At 51.0% G+C, this 23,144-nt stretch carries 26 protein-coding genes; all 26 read left to right on the top strand.

Annotated elements, in window-relative coordinates:
• Positions 1-297 precede the first annotated feature (297 nt).
• A complete protein-coding gene (locus EDM58_RS06210) occupies positions 298-1,491 on the top strand; it encodes an acetyl-CoA C-acetyltransferase (protein WP_122912579.1) in 1,194 nt (397 codons plus the stop codon).
• A gap of 146 nt (positions 1,492-1,637) precedes the next feature.
• Positions 1,638-1,835, top strand: a complete 198-nt coding sequence (locus EDM58_RS06205) for an AtpZ/AtpI family protein (protein WP_122912578.1) — start codon at positions 1,638-1,640, stop codon at positions 1,833-1,835.
• A 2-nt stretch (positions 1,836-1,837) separates the two neighbouring features.
• A complete protein-coding gene (locus EDM58_RS06200) occupies positions 1,838-2,206 on the top strand; it encodes an ATP synthase subunit I (protein ID WP_023555196.1) in 369 nt (122 codons plus the stop codon).
• A gap of 111 nt (positions 2,207-2,317) precedes the next feature.
• A complete protein-coding gene (gene atpB, locus EDM58_RS06195) occupies positions 2,318-3,112 on the top strand; it encodes a F0F1 ATP synthase subunit A (RefSeq protein ID WP_023555197.1) in 795 nt (264 codons plus the stop codon).
• 44 nt (positions 3,113-3,156) lie between these two features.
• On the top strand, positions 3,157-3,384 hold the full coding sequence (gene atpE, locus EDM58_RS06190; protein ID WP_023555198.1) for a F0F1 ATP synthase subunit C: 228 nt from the start codon (positions 3,157-3,159) through the stop codon (positions 3,382-3,384).
• Positions 3,385-3,506: 122 nt separating this feature from the next.
• A complete protein-coding gene (gene atpF / locus EDM58_RS06185; RefSeq protein WP_023555199.1) occupies positions 3,507-4,010 on the top strand; it encodes a F0F1 ATP synthase subunit B in 504 nt (167 codons plus the stop codon).
• A complete protein-coding gene (locus EDM58_RS06180; RefSeq protein ID WP_122912577.1) occupies positions 4,007-4,534 on the top strand; it encodes a F0F1 ATP synthase subunit delta in 528 nt (175 codons plus the stop codon). Before atpF ends, EDM58_RS06180 begins: the two co-directional genes overlap by 4 nt.
• A 47-nt stretch (positions 4,535-4,581) precedes the next feature.
• A complete protein-coding gene (atpA, locus tag EDM58_RS06175) occupies positions 4,582-6,093 on the top strand; it encodes a F0F1 ATP synthase subunit alpha (protein ID WP_023555201.1) in 1,512 nt (503 codons plus the stop codon).
• A gap of 74 nt (positions 6,094-6,167) precedes the next feature.
• Positions 6,168-7,031 carry an ATP synthase F1 subunit gamma gene (gene atpG / locus EDM58_RS06170; protein WP_122912576.1) on the top strand — a complete coding sequence of 288 codons (864 nt, stop codon included), beginning with the start codon at positions 6,168-6,170 and terminating at the stop codon, positions 7,029-7,031.
• Positions 7,032-7,079: 48 nt separating this feature from the next.
• The gene (atpD, locus tag EDM58_RS06165) at positions 7,080-8,489 is read left to right on the top strand and encodes a F0F1 ATP synthase subunit beta (RefSeq protein WP_023555203.1); all 1,410 of its coding nucleotides are present in this window, start codon (positions 7,080-7,082) and stop codon (positions 8,487-8,489) included.
• Between the two features lie 27 nt (positions 8,490-8,516).
• On the top strand, positions 8,517-8,915 hold the full coding sequence (locus EDM58_RS06160) for a F0F1 ATP synthase subunit epsilon (protein WP_122912575.1): 399 nt from the start codon (positions 8,517-8,519) through the stop codon (positions 8,913-8,915).
• Positions 8,916-9,124: 209 nt separating this feature from the next.
• Positions 9,125-9,868 (top strand): DUF6042 family protein, encoded by a 744-nt coding sequence (locus tag EDM58_RS06155; RefSeq protein WP_122912574.1) that lies wholly within the window; start codon positions 9,125-9,127, stop codon positions 9,866-9,868.
• Positions 9,869-10,069: 201 nt separating this feature from the next.
• Positions 10,070-10,438: an NADH-quinone oxidoreductase subunit A gene (locus tag EDM58_RS06150; RefSeq protein ID WP_031306286.1), complete on the top strand. Its 369-nt coding sequence runs from the start codon at positions 10,070-10,072 to the stop codon at positions 10,436-10,438.
• The gene (locus tag EDM58_RS06145) at positions 10,429-10,947 is read left to right on the top strand and encodes a NuoB/complex I 20 kDa subunit family protein (RefSeq protein WP_122912573.1); all 519 of its coding nucleotides are present in this window, start codon (positions 10,429-10,431) and stop codon (positions 10,945-10,947) included. Before EDM58_RS06150 ends, EDM58_RS06145 begins: the two co-directional genes overlap by 10 nt.
• Positions 10,944-12,119 carry an NADH-quinone oxidoreductase subunit C gene (locus EDM58_RS06140; protein WP_122912572.1) on the top strand — a complete coding sequence of 392 codons (1,176 nt, stop codon included), beginning with the start codon at positions 10,944-10,946 and terminating at the stop codon, positions 12,117-12,119. The genes EDM58_RS06145 and EDM58_RS06140 overlap by 4 nt, the downstream gene beginning before the upstream one ends.
• Before the next feature lie 3 nt (positions 12,120-12,122).
• Entirely contained in the window at positions 12,123-13,271 is a 1,149-nt protein-coding gene (locus tag EDM58_RS06135) for an NADH-quinone oxidoreductase subunit D (protein WP_023555209.1), read from the top strand.
• Entirely contained in the window at positions 13,271-14,278 is a 1,008-nt protein-coding gene (nuoH, locus tag EDM58_RS06130) for an NADH-quinone oxidoreductase subunit NuoH (RefSeq protein ID WP_122912571.1), read from the top strand. The genes EDM58_RS06135 and nuoH overlap by 1 nt, the downstream gene beginning before the upstream one ends.
• A gap of 95 nt (positions 14,279-14,373) precedes the next feature.
• Entirely contained in the window at positions 14,374-14,787 is a 414-nt protein-coding gene (gene nuoI / locus EDM58_RS06125; RefSeq protein WP_023555211.1) for an NADH-quinone oxidoreductase subunit NuoI, read from the top strand.
• Positions 14,788-15,300: an NADH-quinone oxidoreductase subunit J gene (locus EDM58_RS06120; RefSeq protein ID WP_023555212.1), complete on the top strand. Its 513-nt coding sequence runs from the start codon at positions 14,788-14,790 to the stop codon at positions 15,298-15,300.
• Complete coding sequence (nuoK, locus tag EDM58_RS06115; RefSeq protein ID WP_023555213.1) at positions 15,297-15,608, top strand: NADH-quinone oxidoreductase subunit NuoK; 312 nt, start codon at positions 15,297-15,299, stop codon at positions 15,606-15,608. Before EDM58_RS06120 ends, nuoK begins: the two co-directional genes overlap by 4 nt.
• Positions 15,609-15,635: 27 nt before the next feature.
• A complete protein-coding gene (gene nuoL, locus EDM58_RS06110; protein ID WP_122912570.1) occupies positions 15,636-17,558 on the top strand; it encodes an NADH-quinone oxidoreductase subunit L in 1,923 nt (640 codons plus the stop codon).
• On the top strand, positions 17,542-19,083 hold the full coding sequence (locus tag EDM58_RS06105; protein ID WP_122912569.1) for a complex I subunit 4 family protein: 1,542 nt from the start codon (positions 17,542-17,544) through the stop codon (positions 19,081-19,083). Before nuoL ends, EDM58_RS06105 begins: the two co-directional genes overlap by 17 nt.
• A gap of 3 nt (positions 19,084-19,086) precedes the next feature.
• Positions 19,087-20,613, top strand: coding sequence for an NADH-quinone oxidoreductase subunit NuoN (gene nuoN, locus EDM58_RS06100; protein ID WP_122912568.1), 1,527 nt, complete (start codon positions 19,087-19,089; stop codon positions 20,611-20,613).
• A gap of 88 nt (positions 20,614-20,701) precedes the next feature.
• The gene (locus EDM58_RS06095) at positions 20,702-20,932 is read left to right on the top strand and encodes a DUF1146 family protein (protein ID WP_122912567.1); all 231 of its coding nucleotides are present in this window, start codon (positions 20,702-20,704) and stop codon (positions 20,930-20,932) included.
• Between the two features lie 97 nt (positions 20,933-21,029).
• The gene (locus tag EDM58_RS06090; protein ID WP_122912566.1) at positions 21,030-21,782 is read left to right on the top strand and encodes a YwmB family TATA-box binding protein; all 753 of its coding nucleotides are present in this window, start codon (positions 21,030-21,032) and stop codon (positions 21,780-21,782) included.
• An 18-nt stretch (positions 21,783-21,800) separates the two neighbouring features.
• On the top strand, positions 21,801-23,126 hold the full coding sequence (murA, locus tag EDM58_RS06085) for a UDP-N-acetylglucosamine 1-carboxyvinyltransferase (RefSeq protein ID WP_122912565.1): 1,326 nt from the start codon (positions 21,801-21,803) through the stop codon (positions 23,124-23,126).
• The last annotated feature ends 18 nt before the right edge of the window (positions 23,127-23,144 follow it).

The following is a 23,144-nucleotide window of genomic DNA, read 5'->3' as shown; positions in this document are numbered from 1 at the left end:
CGTACCAGAGAGGGTGTCCCGCAGGTAGATCTGCTGCTTGTCGGGACACCTTGCTCATCACGGACAATACTCCTAGCCCGTTTAGCCTGACTCGGGCTCGATCGGAAAAGCTATCCGCGTGAAACCGATCTGGCTTTGTAACTGGCATATGGTATGCTGAAGTCAGCGAGATTCCATGATTATGAATAGACGTTTTGCCGTTAACTGGGCATACAAGGAAAAGCAGGAATCGCCCAAGAAAGATGGAATCTTATGAAAGCGCAAACAACTTAACAGGTTGCGAGGAGTGAAATCGTGATGGGTCAAAAGGAGATCGTTATTGCAAGTGCGGTTCGCACAGCCATTGGAAGTTTTCAGGGATCGCTTGCAGGGGTCAGTGCTACTCAGTTGGGCGGTATTGTACTGGAAGCAGCATTGGAACGTGCAGGGGTATCCAAGGACGTTGTAGATGAAGTCATCATGGGTAATGTCTTGCAAGCTGGCCTGGGCCAAAACCCGGCGCGCCAAGCTTCTATACGTGCAGGTTTGGCACATGAGGTTCCGTCCATGACGATCAACAAGGTTTGCGGTTCCGGCCTGAAAGCCGTTCATTTGGCGGTGCAGGCGATTGTCAGCGGAGACTCGGATGTCGTACTTGCAGGCGGTATGGAAAACATGAGTCAAGCGCCCTATCTGATGGAAGGTGCGCGCTCAGGCTACCGGATGGGCGACCAAAAGGTAGTGGACTCCATGATTCGCGATGGGTTGTGGTGTGCGTTTAACGACTATCACATGGGGATTACGGCAGAAAACCTTTGCACCAAATACGAAATCAGCCGCGAGGAGCAGGATGAATTCGCGGCATGGAGCCAGGAGAAGGCGCAGAAAGCATTGGAGAGCGGACGCTTCCAGGATGAGATCGTACCGGTTCCGATTCCGCAACGAAAAGGCGATCCAATTCTCTTCGCCGTCGATGAATTCCCGCGTGCGGGCGTAACGGCGGAAGCGCTGGGCAAATTAAAGCCCGCATTCAAGAAGGATGGAACCGTAACAGCAGGCAACGCTTCGGGGATCAATGACGGGGCAGCCGCCCTTTTGATCATGTCCAGAGAAAAAGCCGATGAGCTGGGCGTCAAGCCGTTGGCCCGCATCATTGCCAACGCCAGCGCCGGGGTAGATCCGAGCATTATGGGCTACGGACCTGTGCCAGCGACCGAGCGCGTTCTGGCAAAAGCGGGCCTGACCCTTGAGCAAATGGATCTGATCGAGGCTAACGAGGCCTTTGCAGTACAATCCCTCGCAGTTGGCAAAGCGCTGGGGATAAATCCCGACAAGCTGAATGTGAACGGCGGAGCGATTGCTTTGGGTCATCCGATCGGTGCGAGCGGTGCGAGAATCCTGGTTTCTTTGGTCCACGAATTGCAAAAGCGCGAAGGGGTAAAATATGGATTAGCGACTCTTTGCATCGGTGGCGGACAAGGCGTAGCGACGGTGGTTGAAAAGCTCAAATAAACCCATTTCCGGCAGAAATGTGAACGCTTTGTGTACAGGAAAAGACGCAGATTGACAAAAGGAATAAATCTTCGTTAATATGGATGAGGGCTTCCGGAGAAAGTAGCCCTCTCCGTATGACGGGAGGAGCGTGAAAAGCGGAAAGCATGTGGCGAGCAATTGGTCTTGTCAGTGTGATTGGCGTTGACTTTGCCGTATGTGTTGTAGGCGGTTTTTTGCTCGGCAGATATGTGGATCGATGGTTGGCGACTGATCCTTGGTTTTTACTGGTTGGTCTGATTTCGGGGATTGTTGTTGGTTCGTATACCGTCTATCGACTCATTCTCCCGTATCTTAGGGGGTGACGATGGAAGCGTTTGCTTTAGCGATTAAAAAAGCTTTTCGTTACTCTTTTTATTTATTGGCCGGCTTGGCGATCCTCATGGTTGTGTTGCCAGAGCATAAGGTCTTCCTGCAGAGCTTGCTGCTTGGAGTAGGAGCCGGAATACTGAACGTTATGGTTCTTGCCGGTAAAGTCTGGACAGTCGGTCTGATGGCAGACGATCCAGCCGTACGACCGAAAGGGACAGGAACGTTTTTTCGGTTTATGGTTGCCGGTCTGGCTGCTTATCTCACTTTCTTATTTCCTCACCTATTTACGCTTTCCGGAGTTTTGCTTGGACTCTTTTTCATCCAAGGGCTCATTTACTTAATCGTATTCCGCAATTTCAAATAGATTTGACAAACAAATTTCTGGAAGTACGAGTTCGCAAGAGAGTGTTCGACAGCAGTGCTAAGACAGGATGTTTCGGACAACCTCTATCTATTGATGGAAAGGGGTGAAAAGATGAGTGAACATTATTCGTTGCGATTTGATGTAGGCGGTTGGGTTTTCGACATCCCTACGATGATCATGACGGTGCTTACTGCTATACTGGTGTTTGTGTTTTTGTTTGTCATGACGCGCAAACTAGAATCCGGTGTTCCAGGTGGGAAGCAAAACGCGGTCGAGTGGGTTTTTGACTTCGTCAGAAACGTAAACGCAGGCTACATGGATTACAAAAAAGCCATGATGCTGATGACGCTTGGTTTATCGCTGTTTCTCTACATTTTCATCGGAAACCAGCTAGGTGTTATGGCCAATGTAACCACATTGCACAAAGGTCAGGTAAGCGAAAAAGTTATGGAGATGCTGACAGTGTCTGAAACTCCAGAAGCTGCAGCTGAGAAGCGTGAGAAAATCGAGCACGAGCTCGCTGACCACGGAATTCACGTTGCGTGGTGGAAATCTCCAACTGCTACACCAAGTGTTACATTTGGATTGGCTTTGGTTGTCTTGCTTTACTCTCACTACCTCGGAATTCGGAAGAGTCCGGGCGGGTGGTTTAAACACACTTTTCTCAACCCGATCCACATTCTGGAAGAGTTCATTATCAAACCATTGACATTGCCTCTGCGTCTGTTTGGTAACCTCTTTGCCAAAGAGATCATGATTGCCTTCCTGCTGAGCGGAGGACTTCTAGCCGCTGCGCCATTGTTTGTATGGCTCGGTTACTCTGTCTTCGTAGGTGCGATTCAGGCGTTTATTTTCTTGACTCTTTCAATGGTTTATATTTCGCAACACATCAATGACGAACACTAAGCACTACTCTATTTCAATACAAATTTAGGGAGGTCTTTTTTAACATGGAAACTTTAGGTGTAGCTATTGCTATGGGTCTTATTTTTGGTTTGGCAGCTCTTGGTGGCGCGTTTGGTGCAAGTAACGTAATTTCCCGCACAATTGAAGGTGTAGCTCGTCAACCTGAAGCACGTGGTAACCTGATGGGTATCATGTTCCTGGGTATGGGTCTTGTCGAGGCGATTCCAATTATCGCTGTAGCGGTTGGTTTCATCCTGATGGGCCGCCTGTAAGGTACAGTTGAACAGCATGAAATAGGCGGAGGCTTGACCTTCGCCTCTCTTTTGTAAGGTATTTTCCGGGTGCTTCTACCCGATGCCTATATCTCCTGTTTCTCAGGAAGGAGTGAACGAAAGTGTTAGAGTTTGGGACAGTAACTCTGGAATGGGGCACATTACTATTCCAAGTGATCATTTTCCTCTTGCTTTTGATTGTTGTATCCAAATATGCAACAGGACCAATCGCGAAGGTATTGGAAAAACGCCGTCTCCATGTCGAAAACGAACTGGCGACTGCAGAGCGCAACCGCAAGGAATCGGAAAATCTGCTGGCGGAACAACGCCGCATGCTGGATGAAGCCCGTTCCGAGTCGAAAGCAATCATTGACCGTGCTACCAAGCAAGCGTCTGACGAAGCAGCGAAGATCATTGCTGAGGCACAAGCTGCTACGGAAAGCATGAAAGCAAATGCAAGCGCTGAGCTGGCTCGCGAAGTTGCGAAAGCCAAAGCTGAGCTGCGTGATGAAGTGGCTAGCATTTCTGTACTCTTGGCTTCCAAGATCATCGAGAAAGAACTGGATGAAGCAGCACAAAAAACTACCGTTGACAAGTTTCTCGCACAAGTGGGAGATCGCTTATGAGCAGCGCGGTAGGAAAGCGTTACGCTCGTGCCTTGTTTGATGTGGCGAGCGAACGTGGGAAAATTGATCAGGTGGAAGCAGATCTGGTAGCTATTGTCCAAGCGGTAGAACAAAGCGAGGATCTCTCCAAGATTTTTTTGCACCCGCATATTGCGGTGCCTGCCAAGAAATCACTGATCGATGACCTGTTCAAAAGCCACGTGGAAGAAGAGACTTTCAACTTCCTGAACGTCCTGATTGAAAGCGGACGGGAAATGCAACTGGTTGAGATCTATCGTTCTTTTGTCAAATTGGCAAACGACGCGCGCGGTATTGCGGAAGCAGTCGTAACCAGTGCTAAGCCGCTTACTGCCGAAGAACAGTCAGAGTTGGCAGAGAAATTCGGACATACATTGCATAAAAAGCTTCGTCTGACTGCAGTGGTAGATCCGTCGATCCTGGGAGGCATCATCATCAAGATCGGTGACAGACTCTATGACGGCAGCCTGAAGACCAAGCTCGAAACCTTTGCACAAAAAGCGTAGGGAAGTCAGTACCTCTACTAAGAAGTTGGATGAATGGGGTGAATGTAGTGAGTGCAATCAGACCAGAAGAGATTAGCTCCCTCATCAAAGAGCGGATCGCTAATTTTAAATCTGAAATCGAAGTTGTGGATGTAGGCACAGTCATCCAGGTAGGTGACGGTATCGCCCGCATTCACGGTTTGGAAAAAGCCATGCAAGGGGAGCTTCTCGAGTTCCAAAATGGCGTAATGGGTATGGTACTCAACTTGGAGGAAGACAACGTAGGTGCGGTTATCATGGGACCTTTCCGCGACATTAAGGAAGGCGACACGGTAAAACGTACGGGACGCGTTATGGAGGTTCCTGTAGGTGAAGCAATGCTTGGCCGCGTCGTGAACCCATTGGGTCAACCAATCGACGGACAAGGACCGATCGCCAACGACGGCTACCGTCCTATCGAAAGTCCTGCTCCTGGCGTAATGGCACGTAAATCCGTACATGAGCCACTGCAAACAGGTATCAAAGCGATTGACGCGATGATCCCAGTTGGCCGCGGACAGCGTGAGTTGATCATTGGTGACCGTCAAACGGGTAAAACAGCGGTAGCGCTGGACACCATCATTAACCAAAAAGGCCAAAACATGATTTGTATCTACGTGGCAATCGGTCAAAAGCAATCCACTGTTGCCAACATCGTAGAAACCCTGCGTAAAGCAGGCGCTCTGGAATACACCATCGTCGTATCCGCTACAGCTTCTGACCCAGCTCCGATGCTGTACCTGGCGCCTTATACCGGTGTAACCATGGGTGAGTACTTCATGTACAAAGGACAACACGTTCTCTGCGTATACGATGACCTGTCCAAACAGGCTGCTGCATACCGTGAGATGTCCCTGTTGCTCCGTCGTCCTCCAGGCCGTGAAGCGTATCCTGGTGACGTATTCTACCTGCACTCCCGTCTGTTGGAGCGCGCAGCGAAGCTCTCCGATGATTTGGGTGGCGGATCCATTACGGCTCTTCCATTTATTGAGACACAAGCGGGCGATATCTCCGCATACATTCCAACCAACGTGATCTCCATCACAGACGGTCAGATCTTCCTGGAGACAGACCTGTTCAACGCAGGTCAACGTCCAGCGGTAAACACTGGTCTTTCCGTATCCCGTGTAGGTGGTTCGGCGCAAATCAAGGCGATGAAAAAGGTTGCAGGTCCGCTCAAGCTCGAGCTGGCTCAATACCGTGAGTTGGCCGCATTTGCGCAGTTCGGTTCCGACCTGGATAAGGCGACTCAAGCCCGTTTGACTCGTGGTGAGCGCTTGATGGAAATCATGAAGCAAGGTCAGTTCGATCCTATGCCTGTTGAGAAGCAAGTGGCTTCTATTTATACAGCAACAAGAGGTTTCCTCGACGATATTCCAGTTGCAGACGTAGGCCGCTTTGAGAAAGAGCTTCTGTCTTACCTGGAATCCAACGCACCGCAATTGTTGGAGCATATCCGTACGACAAAAGATCTTCCAGATGAAAAAGAATTTAATGCGGCGATCGAACAGTTCAAAAAAGGCTTTTCGGTAACGCGCTAATCGTTTACCTGATAGACATCAGATGCATGCCGGGCACCTCGCCCGGGCGTGCGTCCTCAAGGTGGTGAGAACGAGTGGCTAAAGGAATACGTGAGGTTCGCAGCAAAATCAAAAGTACGAAAAACATGCGCCAAATCACGAAAGCGATGAAAATGGTGGCGGCAGCGAAGCTCCGCCGCAACCAGGAGAAGGCTGAGGCAGCACGTCCTTATGCTGACAAAATCCAGGAAGTGATCGCAAGCATTGCGAGCGGAACCTCTGGCTCCAAGCATCCCATGCTTCAATCCCGTCCTGTGAAAAAGACTGGTTACATTGTCATCACTTCCGACCGTGGTCTGGCTGGCGGCTACAACGCCAACATGCTTCGCGCCGTGATCAACAAGATTGCCGAAAAGCACAAGTCCAAGGACGAGTACGGCATTTTCGTGATCGGTCGTAAAGGTAGCGACTTTTTCCGCAAACGCAACTATCCAGTATTGGAAGAGGCTACAGGCTTGCCGGCAAGTCCATCCTTTGCCGACATCAAAAAGATTGCCAGTTCGGCGGTTGCGATGTTCGCGAACGAACAAATCGATGAACTGTACCTGTGCTACAACAAGTTCCATAGTGCAATTTCGCAGACACCTACCGTAAAACAATTGCTGCCGTTGGAAGCTCCCGAGAGCAACAACAACCGCGCAATGAATTACGAGTATGAGCCGTCCTCGGAAGAAGTACTGGCGAATCTGCTGCCGAAATATGCGGAAACACTGGTGTACAGTGCGCTGCTGGAAGCGAAGGCTTCCGAAGAAGGTTCTCGTATGACTGCGATGGGCAACGCGACAGACAATGCGACGGATATGATCAACCGTTACACGTTGCAGTACAACCGTGCTCGTCAGGCGGCCATTACACAAGAGATTTCCGAGATCGTCGCAGGTGCCAACGCACAGGCGTAATGGCAGCGAATAGCTCCCAATTTAGCTTTACAGGAGGGAAAAAGTAACATGGCGAATGGACGCGTGGTTCAGGTAATGGGTCCGGTTGTTGACATCGAGTTCGACCGCGGACACCTGCCTGCCATTTACAATGCGATCAAAATCCAACATAAAGCACAAAGTGCTGGAGAGCGCGACATCGATTTGACCGTTGAGGTTGCGACTCACCTGGGTGACAACATGGTTCGTACCGTAGCAATGTCTTCCACCGATGGTTTGGTTCGCGGTATGGAAGCTGTTGATACTGGTGCAGCTATCTCCGTTCCAGTGGGTGCTGTTACCCTCGGACGCGTATTTAACGTATTGGGTGAACCAATCGACCTGCAAGAATTGGACAACGTAGAACGTCGTGACCCCATTCACCGCAAAGCCCCTGAGTTCGTAGACCAAGCGACAAATGTTGAAATCCTGGAAACAGGGATCAAGGTTATTGACTTGCTGGCTCCGTACATCAAGGGTGGTAAAATTGGTCTGTTCGGTGGTGCGGGTGTAGGTAAAACCGTAACCATTCAAGAGCTGATCAACAACATCGCGCAAGAGCACGGCGGTATCTCCGTATTTGCCGGTGTAGGTGAGCGTACCCGTGAAGGGAACGACTTGTACCATGAGATGAAAGACGCAGGCGTTTTGCCGAAGACCGCGATGGTATTCGGTCAAATGAACGAACCGCCTGGCGCTCGTCTTCGTGTAGCATTGACCGGTCTGACTATGGCGGAGTATTTCCGTGATGAAGAAGGCCGTGACGTGTTGCTGTTTATCGACAACATCTTCCGCTTTACTCAAGCGGGTTCTGAAGTATCCGCTCTCTTGGGCCGTATGCCATCTGCGGTAGGTTACCAACCAACCCTGGCTACTGAAATGGGTCAATTGCAAGAGCGTATTACTTCCACCAAAAAAGGTTCCGTAACATCCATTCAAGCGATCTACGTACCAGCGGATGACTATACTGACCCGGCTCCTGCTACTACGTTTGCTCACTTGGACGCGACAACCAACCTGGAGCGTTCCATCGCTGAGCTGGGGATCTTCCCTGCGGTTGACCCGCTGGCGTCGACTTCCCGTGCCCTGTCTCCAGACGTTGTAGGCCAAGAACACTACGACGTAGCGCGCGGCGTACAAAAAATCCTGCAACGCTACAAAGAGCTGCAAGATATCATCGCGATCTTGGGTATGGACGAGTTGAGCGACGAGGACAAACAAGTTGTTGGACGCGCTCGCCGCATTCAACGTTTCCTGTCCCAGTCCTTCCACGTTGCCGAGCAATTTACCGGTAACCCAGGTCAGTATGTACCTTTGAAAGATACGGTTCGCAGCTTCAAGGAAATCCTCGAAGGCAAGCACGACCATCTTCCAGAGGGCGCATTCCTCTATGTAGGTACTATTGAAGAAGCGGTAGAAAAAGCGAAGTCTATGGCGTAAGACACCCTGGAAAGGGGAGATCACTAAGTGAGCAAGATGACAGTTGAAGTCGTAACTCCGGAACGGGTTGTCTACAGCGGTCAGGCCGAAATGGTTATTGCCCGCGGCGTTCAAGGGGATCTTGGTATTTTGCCGAACCATATGCCTATGGTGACCCCGTTGAAAACAGCGCCTGTTCAAATAAAGGTAGAAGGCGATCAGACAATGCGGATGGCAGTTAGCGGCGGCTTCATGGAAGTGCGCGGCGACAAAGTAACCATCCTCGCTGAAACGGCTGAATTGCCAGGTGATATTGACGTCGAGCGTGCCAAGGCAGCTAAAGAGCGTGCCGAAAAACGCTTGGCAGAAAAATATCCGGAAATTGATTTTCAACGTGCTGAACGTGCACTGCAGCGTGCCCTTGCACGTCTGGACGTGACGAAGTAAGCCGGTATCCCCGCGCCATTGTGGTTGCGGGGATTTTTCCTGTAAAGTGGAAACATGCATGAGCAGACCAGCTTTACGGGTATGATATTTGCAGTTGGTAATTCCATCTTGTTTCCGTGTATAATAAACCTAATGCCCTGCCGGTTGACTTTTTTTCATAAGCTACGCGCTGCGGGATGGACGGTTGGGAATAAAGGAGAGTGTAATGGATGCAAACTGTTCGCGATATTCGTCATAACAATGAGGGGATTGTCATTCCAAGCGGCTTTAAGGCAAATGGCTGGGCCGACGTGTTGCCGCATGAAATGAACGTCTTGTTTCAAGCCTTTTGTTATGTCGTGACCAAGTACGAAACCAAGGCTGAGATGGAACAAGCATTGGATGAACTCAAGGCGCTTGAAGGCACTTTTGCCACACCGACAGTTGATATGTTTAAATCCGAGCAGGATTTTGAAGGCTACGTGAAATTGTTGAATAAGCACAAGGCTTTCTTCCAGCGTTCTAACTATGAATACCCCAATTCCCGGGAAGAAGCGATCCAGCTCTTTGCCAAATGGGGATTGTTGCTCGACAAGGGCGATGTATGGGACATTCCGGTATATCCATTCCCGGATGTGACTGCGCTGTTCAAACTGAGTGAGGCCGAACAACTGGCTTTGTCTTACGTGAAGCTCGAAGCGCTGGTTCACCCTATGTTCAGCAAACTCGTCATGCATTTGCATGAGCAGGAAGAGAACTCCTTCAGCTACTCCAAAGCAGATCTGAAGGCGATGCTGAATACGAATGACGAAATGCTGGCTGAAGTGTTGATCAAATTGACGCCATACCTGGAAGAGCCGATTGAAAACATGCTGGATATTCCCGAGGATGAAAAAATGTCCTTCACGGTTGTTTGGGAGCGTGTGTACGAAGATTTTCTGGGTCAGCAATATACCGGAAAAAATTTGCAATAAACTTTTGCAATTGGAATGCCTGGGGATATTTTCCCCGGGTTTTTTCCGTTATATGGAGGAAATGGAAGGCTTTCGTTAGACACCCTCTGGTGGATTTGCTATAATGATAAAGGTATTTTTTGTAACAGAAAGGAAGCATTCTCCTTTCAAAGGTCAGAAAAAACAGTTTATTATCATGAATTGCAGAAGGGAACGTGGGTAATGGACATCTATACCAACAATTATGTCATTGTCGCCATTTTTTTGATTCTTGGTGTGTTGTTGCCCGTGGCTACTGTAAGTATCGTTGGTCCGCTGTTACGCCCGAAAAAACCAACTGCAGAAAAGCAAACAACTTATGAAAGCGGTAACATTCCAGTTGGTGACAGTTGGGTACGTTTCAATGTAAAGTATTACATCTTTGCCCTGATGTTCGTTATTTTTGATGTAGAGACGCTCTTCCTCTACCCGTGGGCAGTCGCGTACAAGGAGCTGGGGCTGTTCGCGCTGGTGGAAATGGCGATCTTTATCACCCTCCTGGTAGTTGGTTTGATTTACGCATGGAGAAAGAAGGTGCTGGAATGGAACTAGATCTGTCAAGCATTGCGCCTGAACTGCAAGAAGAGTTGAATCGAAATGTGATGTTTACAACACTGGAAACGGTAAAGGGTTGGGTGCGAAGCAATTCGCTCTGGCCTTTAACTTTTGGTTTGGCTTGTTGTGCGATTGAAATGATGGGTGCTGGCGGTGCGCGTTATGACCTGGACCGTTTTGGCGTCATTTTCCGTGCCTCTCCGCGCCAGTCGGATGTGATGATCGTGGCCGGTACGGTTACGAAGAAGATGGCGCCATTGCTGCGCAGATTGTACGATCAAATGCCTGAGCCCAAGTGGGTCATTGCGATGGGCTCCTGTGCTACTGCCGGAGGGCCTTATGTGCGCTCCTACAGTGTGGTCAAAGGCGTAGATCAAGTTGTTCCCGTAGATGTCTACATTCCGGGGTGCCCGCCGAATCCAGCCGCTTTAATTTATGGAATAAACAAACTGCAAGAAAAGATTCGCTATGAAGCGAAGACTGGAAAGCAGGTGACCAGTCTATGACGGAAGAGAATCGCAAACCGACGCCGGAGGAAAAAGCGAAGGCGGCTGCTGAAGCGATGGCAAAGGCTAAGGCCGCAAAAGAAGCAAAAGAGGCTGCGGCAAAGGCAGAAGCCGAAGTCGAAGCCCCTGCCGAAGCTTCTGCCGAAACTCCGTCTCCAAGCGCAAGCAAGCCCATCTCGGAAATGACACCGGAAGAAAAGGCAGCGGCGAAAAAAGCGGCGGCAGCCGAGGCGATTGCCAAGGCGAAAGCGGCGAAGGAAGCCGAGTCGCAGGCGGAAGCCCCGGCTCCGGCCGCCAGCAAGCCCATCTCGGAAATGACGCCGGAAGAAAAGGCAGCGGCGAAAAAAGCGGCGGCTGCTGAAGCGCTCGCCAAGGCGAAAGCAGCGAAGGAAGCAAAAGAAGCCGCAGCGCAAGGTTCGGATGCTGGTGCTGCAGGTGGAGATGCCGAGACACAAGCAAAAGCGGCGGCAGCAGCCAAAGCGAAGGCAGCAGCCGCAGCCGCGGCAAAGGCAAAGGCAGCACGCGATGCCGCAGCGCAGGGCGGTGATAGCGGAGACGACGCTGACGCGAAGGCGAAAGCAGCAGCTGCAGCCAAGGCCAAAGCCGCAGCGGCGGCGGCAGCGAAAGCAAAGGCTGCCCAAGCTGGCGGTGCAGGCGCGGCAGAAGCCGATGAGAGTCAGCCAAAAGAGCCGTCTAAGAACCAGCCTTATCTGGATAAATACGTAGCACGCATCAAAGAGGCATTTGGCGCAGAAGTGATTGAAGCTTCTTATATTAATGAATTGGCCAAGGAAGTACCTACCTTGGTGATCCAAAATGAACGCTGGCATGACGTAGCCCTGTTCTTGAAGGAAGATGAACAGTTGGCCTTCGATTATCTTTCCGATTTGCACGGCGTCGATTACGAAGATCGACTTGAGGTCTATTATCACTTTTACTCGTATAAAAACCGTCAAAGTTTGGCAGTAAAAGTCAAAACAGGACGAGAACAGTCAAGCGTCGCATCCGTCATGGATATTTGGAGCGGTGCCAACTGGAACGAACGGGAAACATACGATCTCTTGGGGATTTATTTCCCGGGACATGGCGATTTGCGTCGGATATTGCTGCCTGATGACTGGGTAGGACATCCGCTGCGCAAGGATTACGTGCAATACGACGAGGAGGTGTAGCAGATGAACCAGAACATCCTCACCACACATGCAGAGACCTCTTCCGAAACCGGCATTCGAACCGAAGAGATGCTCTTGAACGTCGGCCCTCAGCATCCCAGTACGCACGGCGTTTTTCGTTTGGTTGTCAAAATCGACGGGGAGACGATCAAGGAAGCCATCCCTGTCATGGGCTACCTCCACAGGGGTACAGAAAAACTGGCGGAGAATCTCACTTACACGCAAATCATCCCGTATACAGACCGGATGGACTACGTCTCGGCGATGACGAACAACTATGTATTGTGCCATGCTGTGGAAACCATGATGGGATTGGAGATTCCCGAGCGTGCCCAGTATCTTCGCCTCATTGCCATGGAATTGAACCGTGTCGCCAGTCACCTGGTCTGGTGGGGCACGTTTTTGCTCGACTTGGGGGCGATGGGACCTTTCCTGTATGCCTTCCGCGATCGGGAGAAAATTCTCGATTTGTTCAATGAACTGTGTGGAGCACGCATGACGTTCAACTACATGCGTATCGGCGGAGTGAAATGGGACGCCCCTGATGGTTGGATCGAAAAGGTCAAGGATTTCGTCGCCTACATGAAGAAAGAGCTTCCCAGCTACCATCAGCTGGTCACCGGGAATGAAATTTTTCTCAGCCGCATTAAGGGCATTGGCAAATTTGATCAAAAAACAGCACTCGACTACTCACTGTCCGGTGTTATGCTGCGCTCTACCGGTGTAAAATGGGATCTGCGCAAAGACGAGCCATACTGCATTTATGACCGTTTTGACTTTGACGTACCGACTGGGACGGATGGAGATTGCACAACACGATACCATTTGCGGATGGAAGAGATCGTGCAGTCCTTGCGCATCCTGGAGCAGGCATTGGAGCAATTCCCGAGCGACGGGGAAGTCATCGGAAAAGTGCCGCGCGTCATTCGTCCGCCTGCTGGTGAGACCTACGTGCGAATCGAATCCCCACGCGGAGAAATCGGCTGCTACATCGCCAGCCAGGGCAAGGATAAGCCGTGGCGATTGAAGTTCCGCCGTCCATCCTTTACCAACCTGCAGATTCTGCCCAAACTGTTGGAGGGAGAAAGCATCTCCAACATGATTGCCATCCTGGGCAGCATCGACATCGTACTCGGGGAGGTTGACTGTTAATGAGCGAACTTTTGCAGCAGGCTCCCTCATTGGGGAATACGCTTTGGTTCATTCTGGCGGCAGTCGTCTTGCTGGTCATTTTGCTCGGCTTCGTCACCTACGCCATCTATTTTGAGCGCAAAGTAATCGGCTGGATGCAGCTGCGGATCGGTCCCAACCGAGTCGGCCCACTTGGCCTTTTGCAGACTGTAGCGGACGTAACCAAGCTCCTTATAAAAGAAGATACACGCCCCAAAAACGCGGACAGAGCCCTGTTTACCCTGGCTCCGATTCTGGCCTATGCACCTGCGTTCGGTGTGCTGGCGGTCATGCCTTTTACGGAGAGCATCCAATTCGCGGATCTGGGCATCGGGCTTCTCTATTACATCGCGTTGTCGGGTATTACTGTTCTCGGTGTGATTACCGCAGGCTGGGCCTCGAATAACAAATACTCGCTGATCGGCGGCTTGCGTTCTGCAGCCCAGATGATCAGCTATGAAGTCCCGCTGGTCATGTCTGTTGTCGGGGTCGTATTGCTGACGGGCAGTATGAATCTGCGAGAGATCGTAGAGGCGCAGAGGGATATGTGGAATATCATTCCGCAGTTTCTCGGGTTTGCCGTCTTTATTATCGCAGCGCAGGCTGAGCTGAACCGAACGCCATTCGACTTGCCGGAAGCAGAGTCTGAACTCGTCTCCGGCTATCACGTGGAATACTCCGGCTTCCGTTTCGCGATGTTCATGCTGGCGGAATACGTCTACATGTTCGGGATGGCAACGTTGATTACGGTCCTCTTTTTGGGCGGCTGGCTGCCGATTATTCCTGCATTGGACTTCATTCCGGGGATCGTCTGGTTCGTCTTGAAATTTTCGGCTTATGTCTTTCTCCAGTTTTGGTTGCGCGCCACGATGCCGCGGATGCGTGCCGATACACTGATGTCATTTGCCTGGAAAGTGCTGTTGCCAGTGGCGCTGGTGAATATCTTGCTTACAGCCGTGATTGTCTCGTACCAGCAAGGGATGTTCTAAGAGGTGAGAGACAAGCGACATCGTCGTACCATATGCAGGCAACGCTCTGCTTGATGGGGCACAGCCAAGTTCTCAAATCCTGAGGGGTGACATACATGCTAGGATTGGCCAAAGGCCTGGGGTATACCTTTAAGAAGCTGACGGAGAAAAAAGTAACCCATTTCTATCCCGATGTACCCTTCCCGATGCCGCCGCGCTTCCGTGGCATCCAGCACTTTTCCCCGGAAAAATGCATCGTCTGCAATCAATGCGCACGTGTATGTCCGACAGAGTGCATCCAGCTGACAGGGAAGCCTCATCCGGACCCGGAGAAGAAAGGGAAGATTATCGACACCTACGATATCAATTTCGAGATTTGCATTTTGTGCGATTTGTGCACAGAGGTTTGTCCGACAGAAGCGATTGTCATGACGAATAATTTCGAGCTGGCAGCCTATAGCAGGGATGAGTTGTACAAGGACCTGAAATGGCTGGACGACAACAATACCAACGTCAGGGAGGAGAACTAAATGAGCGGCGAATTTATAGCCTTTTTTATCCTTTCTCTGCTGACGATTGGCGGCGCTGTGTTTATGATCAGCTTTACCCGTGTAGTTCACATGGTCATTTCACTCGGAATCACCTTTATCAGCATCGCTGGCCATTTTGTTCTGCTTGGCGCTGAGTTCGTCGGTGTATCGCAAATCCTCGTATATTCGGGTGCGATCTCGATTCTGATGCTCTTTGGAATCATGTTGACCAAGCACGATGCCAATGACGAAGGGACAGGGAACACGTGGAAAAATCGTTTTGTCCTCGTGTTTGTGGCCGCTTTGTTCGGTCTGCTTTTCTGGGGCATCCAAAATGCGCCGTGGCAAGCGCCGGCACAACAGGCAGCCGAGCAGTCGATGAACAATGCCAAGGAGATCGGGATTGAAGTATTCACCAAGTACGTGATTCCGTTCGAATTATTGTCTGTGCTGCTGTTGGTTTGTCTGGTCGGAGCGATCATCATGGCGAAAAAGGAGGGGGATCAGCAATGATGGTGAGCATTTCCTCCTATTTGATGGTGGCGTTGATCCTGTTCTGCGTGGGCCTGTACGGAGCTCTGACAAAACGCAATGCCGTGATCGTACTGATTTCGATTGAATTGATGCTGAATGCCGTGAATATCAATCTGGTGGCTTTCTCCAAGTTCGGATTGCATCCCGGGGTGACAGGCCAGATCTTTACCTTGTTTACCATGACCGTTGCTGCAGCGGAAGTGGCGGTCGGCCTGGCGATCCTGATCGCCTTGTACCGGAACAAGGAAACGGTCAACGTAGATGAGATGGACCAGATGAAACGATAAGATGGAGACCTGATAAGGAGGACAAAGATGGATACTCTATTGCATTACGCCTGGCTCATCCCTCTGTTTCCGCTTCTTGCTTTCATCGTGATCGTTTCATTTGGTCGCCAACTGAAAGAAGGGGCAGCCCTGGTCGGCATTTTGCTGACGGGGATCTCATTCGGGATAGCGCTGTTGACGTTTTGGGAGAGATTCCAGGACGGGGCATCTAACTTCAAATTCAACGTAAGCTGGCTGCAGGTCGGAGACATCGTGATCAGCATGGGATTCGAGGTCAATCAACTGAATGCCATGATGCTCGTGATTGTGACGCTGGTGAGCCTGTTGGTGCAAATCTACTCCAAGGGCTACATGCAGGGAGACGAACGCTTCCCTGTTTTCTACCAGTACCTGGCCCTGTTTACCTTTTCCATGCTCGGGCTGGTGCTTTCGCCCAATCTGCTGCAGGTATACATTTTCTGGGAACTGGTTGGAGTTTGCTCCTTTTTGCTGGTGGGGTACTACTTCTTCAAAAAGGAAGCGAAGGCAGCAGCGAAAAAGGCATTCATCGTTACCCGCATCGGAGATCTGGGCCTTTTCATCGCCATCTGTCTGTTGTTCTGGTGGACAGGAAGCTTTGAATATACGCAAATCTTTGACAGTGTCGCTCTCGGCAAGCTCGAGCCCTGGATGATTACGCTGGCAGCGATACTGATCTTCGTCGGAGCCGTGGGAAAATCAGGTCAATTTCCGCTCCATACCTGGTTGCCCGATGCGATGGAAGGTCCGACACCTGTATCAGCGCTGATCCACGCGGCGACGATGGTCGCGGCAGGGGTGTATCTCGTCGCAGCGACATATCCGTTGTTCATCGCTTCGGATACCGCTTTGACGGTAGTTGCGTATGTCGGCGGGTTTACCGCAATTTTTGCTGCATCGATCGGTCTGACCCAGAAGGATATCAAACGGGTCTTGGCCTATTCGACGGTAAGTCAGCTCGGGTATATGATGCTGGCTCTAGGGGTTGCTGGAGCAGCAGGCTATGTAGCGGGCTCTTTCCATCTGATGACCCACGCTTTCTTTAAAGCCTTGCTCTTCCTGGGAGCAGGAAGTGTCATCCATGCGGTACATACGCAGAATGTTTTTGAGATGGGCGGACTGTGGAAGAAGATGCCGATCACTGCTTTGACCTTCTTGATTGGCTGCCTGGCGATCGCTGGAATCTTTCCATTCGCGGGCTTCTGGTCCAAAGAGGCGATCCTTGGCGCTGTCTATGGGGCGCATCGCTTCGATCTTTTGCTCATCGCGCTGCTGGCCGCATTCTTCACGGCTTTCTATATGTTCCGTCTGTTTTTCCTGACCTTCGCGGGGGAAGCGCGGGGAAAACATCAGCCGCATGAATCGCCTGCCGTGATGACCGGCCCTTTGCTGATTCTCGCGCTTCTGGCGATTGTCGCAGGCTTTATCAACACCCCGTACGCACCGCTCTTATCGGATTGGCTGCTTGCCTCCGATACCGGGAATGCGATCAGCCACATCTTTGGAGATGAAGTAGCGCATGCCGCCTCCTGGCTGCAAGTGGTTGCTTTGCTGATTTCCGTACTGGGCATCGTGCTGGCTTACCTGATGTACGTCAAGAAAAAGATCCCGGCGGATACGATCCCGGAGACCTTGCCTTGGCTGTATCAGCTATCCTATCGCAAGTATTACGTAGACGAGATTTATCATGCAGTGATTGTTCGTCCGCTCGGATGGATTGGCTTTATCCTGAATGCGTTTGACAAGTACGTCGTGGATGGACTGGTAGGACTGACAGCCAAAATCACGAACGGAATCGGCGCTCTTCACTCCAAAGCGCAAAATGGACAGATTCAATCTTATGGAACAATGGTGTTGTTTGGCCTACTGGTGCTGATCATCGCCATCAGTTTGACGGTACAAGGGGGTGGGTTCTTTGGATCAGGTCAATAATCTCCTCTTGTCATCGCTTGTCTTTTCACCTGTACTGGCGATCCTGATTCTGGCGTTCATTCCGAACCACCAGGGAGGAGCGATCAAAAAAGTGGGGGTCCTGGGCACCCTGCTCCCGCTGATCTTGTCGCTGTTTTTGTTTGCCTCTTTCAATTACGGGACGGCGAATCTGCAATTTGTTGAGAAGCATGACTGGATCTCCATTCCGATCTCCCAAGATCCGTCCGGGACTGTCTACTCGCTGGAGATCAATTACGAGCTCGGAGTAGACGGAATCTCGATGCCATTGCTCGTACTGACGGCGATTATCGGTGTGCTGGCGGCTGTTGCTTCCTGGCAGATCAAGAAACGGCTAAAAGAGTTTTTCATTCTGTTCCATGTGCTCTTCATCGGGATGTTGGGTGTTTTTGCCGCAGACAACCTCTTTCTGTTCTTCATTTTCTTCGAGATGACTCTCGTGCCGATGTTCTTTTTGGTGGGAATCTGGGGATATGGAGAAAGGGAAAAAGCGGCGAACAAATTCTTGCTCTACAACGGAATCGGCTCCGGCATCATGCTGTTGGCCTTTATCGTCATCTATCTCGTGACGCAGACGATGAATATGGAGCAGATCGCGACCATCTTCTCGACACCACAGCATCCGATTGCCTCGGCTATCTCGCCCGCATTCCGTTATGGACTGTTTTTGGCCTTGTTCATCGCATTTGCTATCAAGCTGCCAGTCTTTCCGTTCCATACCTGGATGCTGAAAGTACACGTGCAAGCGCCGCCGTCCATTGTCATGATCCACTCCGGTATTTTGCTGAAGATGGGGGCATACGGCGTATTGCGGATGGGAATCGGATTCTTCCCTGAGCAGGCGTACCAGTTCTCCACTTGGCTCGCGGTGCTGGGGATTATCAACATCCTGTATGGAGCCGTGCTTGCGTTTGTTCAAAAGGATTTGAAAATGGTCCTGGCTTACTCCAGTATCAGCCATATGGGGATAGTCCTGCTCGGATTGGCTGCGATGAACACGATCGGATTCCAGGGAGCGATGTTCCAGATCGTCTCGCACGGATTTATCTCCGCGCTGCTCTTCTTCCTGATTGGCGTCATCTGGGATCGCACGCAGACCTCCATGATCGATGAATTGGGCGGTTTGGCGAAATCGATGCCATTTGTCAGCGGTATTTTGCTGGCCGGCGGGATGGCTTCGCTGGGTTTGCCGGGGATGTCTGGCTTTATCAGCGAATTCTTTGCCTTTTTGGGCTTGTTCGGCAGTCTTCCTGTCCTGGCGGCTGTGGGGGCGTTGGGCATCGTCTTGACGGCAGTCTACCTGCTGCGGGCGATTCTGCGTACGACATTCGGACCGACACCGGACCGTTTTGCACGTCTCGCAGACGCACAGCCGATGGAAGTAATCCCGATGGTTGTCCTGCTCGGGTTTATCATTCTGATCGGGGTGTATCCGGCTATTTTGGGCAATCCGCTCCAGCAGACCTTGAAAACAATCGTACCCATCGTGACGGGAATAGGAGGGTAATCCATGGAAGTAAAAGACATCTTCTCATATGACTGGACCTACCTTCTGCCCGAATTCATCATATTAGGCTTTGCAACAGGGCTGTCTCTCTTGGATCTGTTCGCGGGCAAGCGCTTGGGCAAGCACGCGATCGGACTGCTTTCCCTGCTGGGGATCGTGCTGGCCGGAGTTTTTGTCTTCGTCAATATCCAAACCATGGATCAACCTTACAGCTACATGGCGGATATGATTCGCATCGACGACTACGGCAATGCCTTCAAGCTATTGTTCCTGGGAGGTACGGCATTCACGATCCTGATCTCGCTGTCCTACATGCGGCAGAGCGAGGTCGCGCATAGAGGCGAGTTTTACTATCTTCTGCTCAGCGGACTCTTGGGCGCGATGGTGATGGCTTCATCCGCCGATCTGATCACAATGTTCGTCGGATTGGAGCTTTTGTCCCTATCCTCTTATGTGATGGTCGGCTTGCGGAAAAAATCGTTGCAATCCAATGAATCGGCGTTCAAATACGTCGTTTCGGGCGGAATTGCAACAGCCGTCACCTTGTTCGGGATGTCGTACGTGTACGGCTTGACGGGATCGACCAATATTTATGAAATCTCGCAACGGTTGGCAGAAGCGGGGATGATGGGCTTTCAGTTTATCATCTACATGGCGTTTGCTTTTCTCGCAGTAGGATTGGCGTTTAAAATATCCGCTGCCCCTTACCACATGTGGGCGCCAGACGTCTATCAGGGAGCGCCAACTCCAATCACGGCATTTTTGGCTGTCGTCTCCAAGGCTGCGGGCTTTGCGCTGGTATTCCGTCTGTTGCTGATCTCTTTCCTGCAGGTGCCGAGCGCAGAAGGTCAGTTCTTTCTCACACAGGGCAGCCTTTTCATCGGCTGGATGGCTGCGGCGTCTATGATACTTGGCAACGTAATGGCGCTCAGACAAGCCAATGTCAAACGGATGATGGCTTACTCGGGGATCGCTCAAGCCGGTTATCTCCTCGTGCCGTTCGTGCCGCCGACAACACTCTTTTTCAGTGAAGTGATTTTCTATCTGTTCGGCTATCTCTTGGTCAGCTTTGGTGTCTTCGCTGTCATTATGGTTGTGTCCCGAGAGCAGCAGACGGAGGATCTAAAAGGATTTGCCGGCTTGTATCATCGTTCCCCGGTGATGGCGATCTCCATGACGATTTTCATGCTGTCCTTGGCGGGTATCCCGATCACAGCCGGATTCTTCGGGAAGTTCTATCTCTTTATGGGTGCGCTCGCGCAGGAAAACTACTGGTTGTCCGCGATTATGATCGTGACCAGCGTGATTTCCTACTACTACTACTTTGGGATCATCCGGCAGATGTACATGCGCGCAGGGGAGAACGAAGCTCCGTTGTCCGTACCGAAAGGAATCTGGGTCTTTATCTTCATCTTGGCGATTGCGACCGTATTCTTCGGCGCTTTCCCAGGATTGGTGACAGACTATATCCAGGCGACGTTCAATCCTTCGTTTGATTTTGGCAATATGTTGCCGACCCGGACACCATAACACTCGTAATAGGAAATCGTTTCAGTTACAATAGAGGGGATGGCCGCAACCAGGCTGTCCCTTTCTTTTTGATGAGGAGGAACCGATTGTGCCGACCGATCTATACGGGTTCTTGAGCATTATCTTGTCTATTACCTTTATTGGATTGAGCTGGTGGGCCTTGCAGTCGATCCGCTTTGAAAAAATATTGAAAAGGCCAAACAGCCCACAGGCGAAGCTGCTGCAGATTTTTTTGTCTATCGTCATCGGCTATGAACTGTCCCGTTTTTTCCTCGATTACCTGGGCTGGTCTATGGTATTCGGCAATCTTTTTACCTGATCTGCGGGTTGTCTTTCAAATCATCTGGTATATCCACCCAATTTCATGTGCAAACTGAGAAGTACAAAGAGAGCATGAAAAAGGGGAGCGAGAACAGATGAAAACGTGGTCGCCTTGGTTGTCACTAGTTGCACTCATCGTCGTAGGAATGGTCTACTGGATACCAGCGTTGGCTAAGGAACAGGTCGCGGATCATGAAGTCGCAGGTCGTTTGCTTGCGGTCATCGAAGAGTCGGGAGCGACTGACCTGGAGGTTCAGATGCGCAGCCGCGTATCGCTTGGAGAGGTAGAGAGTCCGAATGCTTTGAAAGAGTTGGCAAACAAATGGGCGGCAGAGCTGTCAGTCCCTATGGCTGATGTCCCTCTTGCCAGACAAGATCACGTGGTTTCGTATGAAGCTAATCTTTTTCAAAACGGCGTTCATTTGAATGTCGAACTTACAGGGGTTTCCAAAAATGGTACACTCGATACATATCTTGTGTGGCAATTGATTGGAAATCGAAAAACACTACCATATATGGAATCTATACAAGAACATTGGACTAAAGCCTTGTCAAAAGCCGACTTTATTCCGCAATTTAGTACTTGTATTCGCGGAATGTACAATGATAAGATGAGTGTTGATCAACAGGAGGGTAGGATTTTGTCGATTTTTAACGCCCTCCAGGCAAAAGAAAGAGAACGTTTAAAAGATGAGACGGTTGTTAGCATCTCCGGTTATACCGATTGGTGGGACTCGTCCATCATGCTAAACGGTGACAAGATGAATCTGCAGGTGGCGACTCATCTCGATCGTCAGGCAGGTACGCGAATTACCGTAGGTACACCAATCATCACAGTGGAATATTAGCACGCGGAGGGGTACACATTGGATAAAATGATTGTCCGCGGTGGTAAGGCATTGGTCGGAAACGTCAAAGTTTCCGGAGCCAAAAATGCCGTACTCCCTATCATTGCAGCATCGATCCTGGCTGAGAAGGGGACGAGCGTCATCTCGGATGTCCCGGCTCTTGACGATGTCAGAACGATATGCGACCTCTTGAAATCGATGGGAATTTCCCTTACATATGATCATGAAGTGCTGACGATTGACGCTTCGCCGCTGTCAAGTGTAGAAGCCTCTTATGAGCTGGTTCGCAAAATGCGCGCTTCGTTTTTGGTCATGGGGCCTTTGCTGGCGAGAAAAGGACGAGCTCGTGTCGCCTTGCCAGGAGGTTGTGCCATTGGAACACGACCGATTGATCAACATCTCAAGGGATTCGAGGCGATGGGAGCCAAGATCGAGATCGGGCAAGGGTTCATAGATGCCAGCGTAGAGGGGCGATTGAAGGGAGCGAAAATTTACCTGGATATCGCCAGTGTTGGGGCAACCGAAAATATCATGATGGCAGCCGCTTTGGCTGAAGGGACAACGGTCATCGAGAATGCGGCCGAGGAGCCGGAAATCGTGGATCTGGCAAACTATCTCAACAGGATGGGAGCCAAGATTCGCGGGGCTGGTACAGGCTCGATTCGCATCGAGGGCGTGGAGTCGTTGGTGGGCTGCACCCATTGCGTCATTCCAGACCGGATTGAAGCAGGCACCTTCATGGTAGCGGCTGCGATTACGGGCGGTGACGTCTTTGTGGAAGGCGCGATTTGCGACCATTTGAAATCAGTTACCGCCAAGCTGCGCGAGATGGGTGTCGAGGTGGATGAACAGGAAAATGGCATTCGCGTAACCCGCAAAGGAAAACTGAAGGCAGTCGATCTGAAGACGCTGCCATACCCTGGCTTTCCGACGGACATGCAGTCGCAGATGATGGCTCTCCTGCTCGTATCGGAAGGGACCAGCATCGTGACCGAGACAGTCTTCGAGAATCGCTTCATGCACGTCGAAGAATTCCGCCGGATGAATGCGAACATCAAGATCGAAGGCCGCAGCGCGATCGTCGAAGGCGGAAGCAAATTGACGGGCAGCAAGGTTGCAGCTACGGATTTGCGCGCTGGTGCCGCACTCGTCCTCGCAGGACTGGTCTCCGAAGGCGAGACGGAAGTGACAGCATTGCACCATATCGACCGCGGCTACGTCCATTTTGTGGAGAAGCTGCAAGCCTTGGGCGCTGATGTGGAACGTTATGTCCATCAGGAACAAAAGCAGGAAGCAACCGCTCCTGAACCAATTAAAATCAATTTTTCCCCTAATTTTGCCTAAGCCGTTTCATTCAGGCGA

The organism is Brevibacillus panacihumi (genome assembly GCF_003710985.1).
Lineage (GTDB): Bacteria > Bacillota > Bacilli > Brevibacillales > Brevibacillaceae > Brevibacillus > Brevibacillus panacihumi.
Note: the sequence above shows the minus strand (reverse complement) of the source record. Positions and strands in the feature narration are given on the sequence as shown.

Coding starts and splice junctions, on each gene's coding strand:
- EDM58_RS06155 (WP_122912574.1), top strand. CDS start 9,125: ATGCAAACTGTTCGCGATATTCGTCATAACAATGAGGGGATTGTCATT.
- EDM58_RS06145 (WP_122912573.1), top strand. CDS start 10,429: ATGGAACTAGATCTGTCAAGCATTGCGCCTGAACTGCAAGAAGAGTTG.
- EDM58_RS06150 (WP_031306286.1), top strand. CDS start 10,070: ATGGACATCTATACCAACAATTATGTCATTGTCGCCATTTTTTTGATT.
- nuoH (WP_122912571.1), top strand. CDS start 13,271: ATGAGCGAACTTTTGCAGCAGGCTCCCTCATTGGGGAATACGCTTTGG.
- EDM58_RS06090 (WP_122912566.1), top strand. CDS start 21,030: ATGAAAACGTGGTCGCCTTGGTTGTCACTAGTTGCACTCATCGTCGTA.
- EDM58_RS06200 (WP_023555196.1), top strand. CDS start 1,838: ATGGAAGCGTTTGCTTTAGCGATTAAAAAAGCTTTTCGTTACTCTTTT.
- nuoK (WP_023555213.1), top strand. CDS start 15,297: ATGATGGTGAGCATTTCCTCCTATTTGATGGTGGCGTTGATCCTGTTC.
- atpE (WP_023555198.1), top strand. CDS start 3,157: ATGGAAACTTTAGGTGTAGCTATTGCTATGGGTCTTATTTTTGGTTTG.
- EDM58_RS06135 (WP_023555209.1), top strand. CDS start 12,123: ATGAACCAGAACATCCTCACCACACATGCAGAGACCTCTTCCGAAACC.
- EDM58_RS06205 (WP_122912578.1), top strand. CDS start 1,638: ATGTGGCGAGCAATTGGTCTTGTCAGTGTGATTGGCGTTGACTTTGCC.
- EDM58_RS06210 (WP_122912579.1), top strand. CDS start 298: ATGGGTCAAAAGGAGATCGTTATTGCAAGTGCGGTTCGCACAGCCATT.
- nuoL (WP_122912570.1), top strand. CDS start 15,636: ATGGATACTCTATTGCATTACGCCTGGCTCATCCCTCTGTTTCCGCTT.
- nuoI (WP_023555211.1), top strand. CDS start 14,374: ATGCTAGGATTGGCCAAAGGCCTGGGGTATACCTTTAAGAAGCTGACG.
- atpB (WP_023555197.1), top strand. CDS start 2,318: ATGAGTGAACATTATTCGTTGCGATTTGATGTAGGCGGTTGGGTTTTC.
- EDM58_RS06140 (WP_122912572.1), top strand. CDS start 10,944: ATGACGGAAGAGAATCGCAAACCGACGCCGGAGGAAAAAGCGAAGGCG.
- atpD (WP_023555203.1), top strand. CDS start 7,080: ATGGCGAATGGACGCGTGGTTCAGGTAATGGGTCCGGTTGTTGACATC.
- nuoN (WP_122912568.1), top strand. CDS start 19,087: ATGGAAGTAAAAGACATCTTCTCATATGACTGGACCTACCTTCTGCCC.
- EDM58_RS06120 (WP_023555212.1), top strand. CDS start 14,788: ATGAGCGGCGAATTTATAGCCTTTTTTATCCTTTCTCTGCTGACGATT.
- EDM58_RS06180 (WP_122912577.1), top strand. CDS start 4,007: ATGAGCAGCGCGGTAGGAAAGCGTTACGCTCGTGCCTTGTTTGATGTG.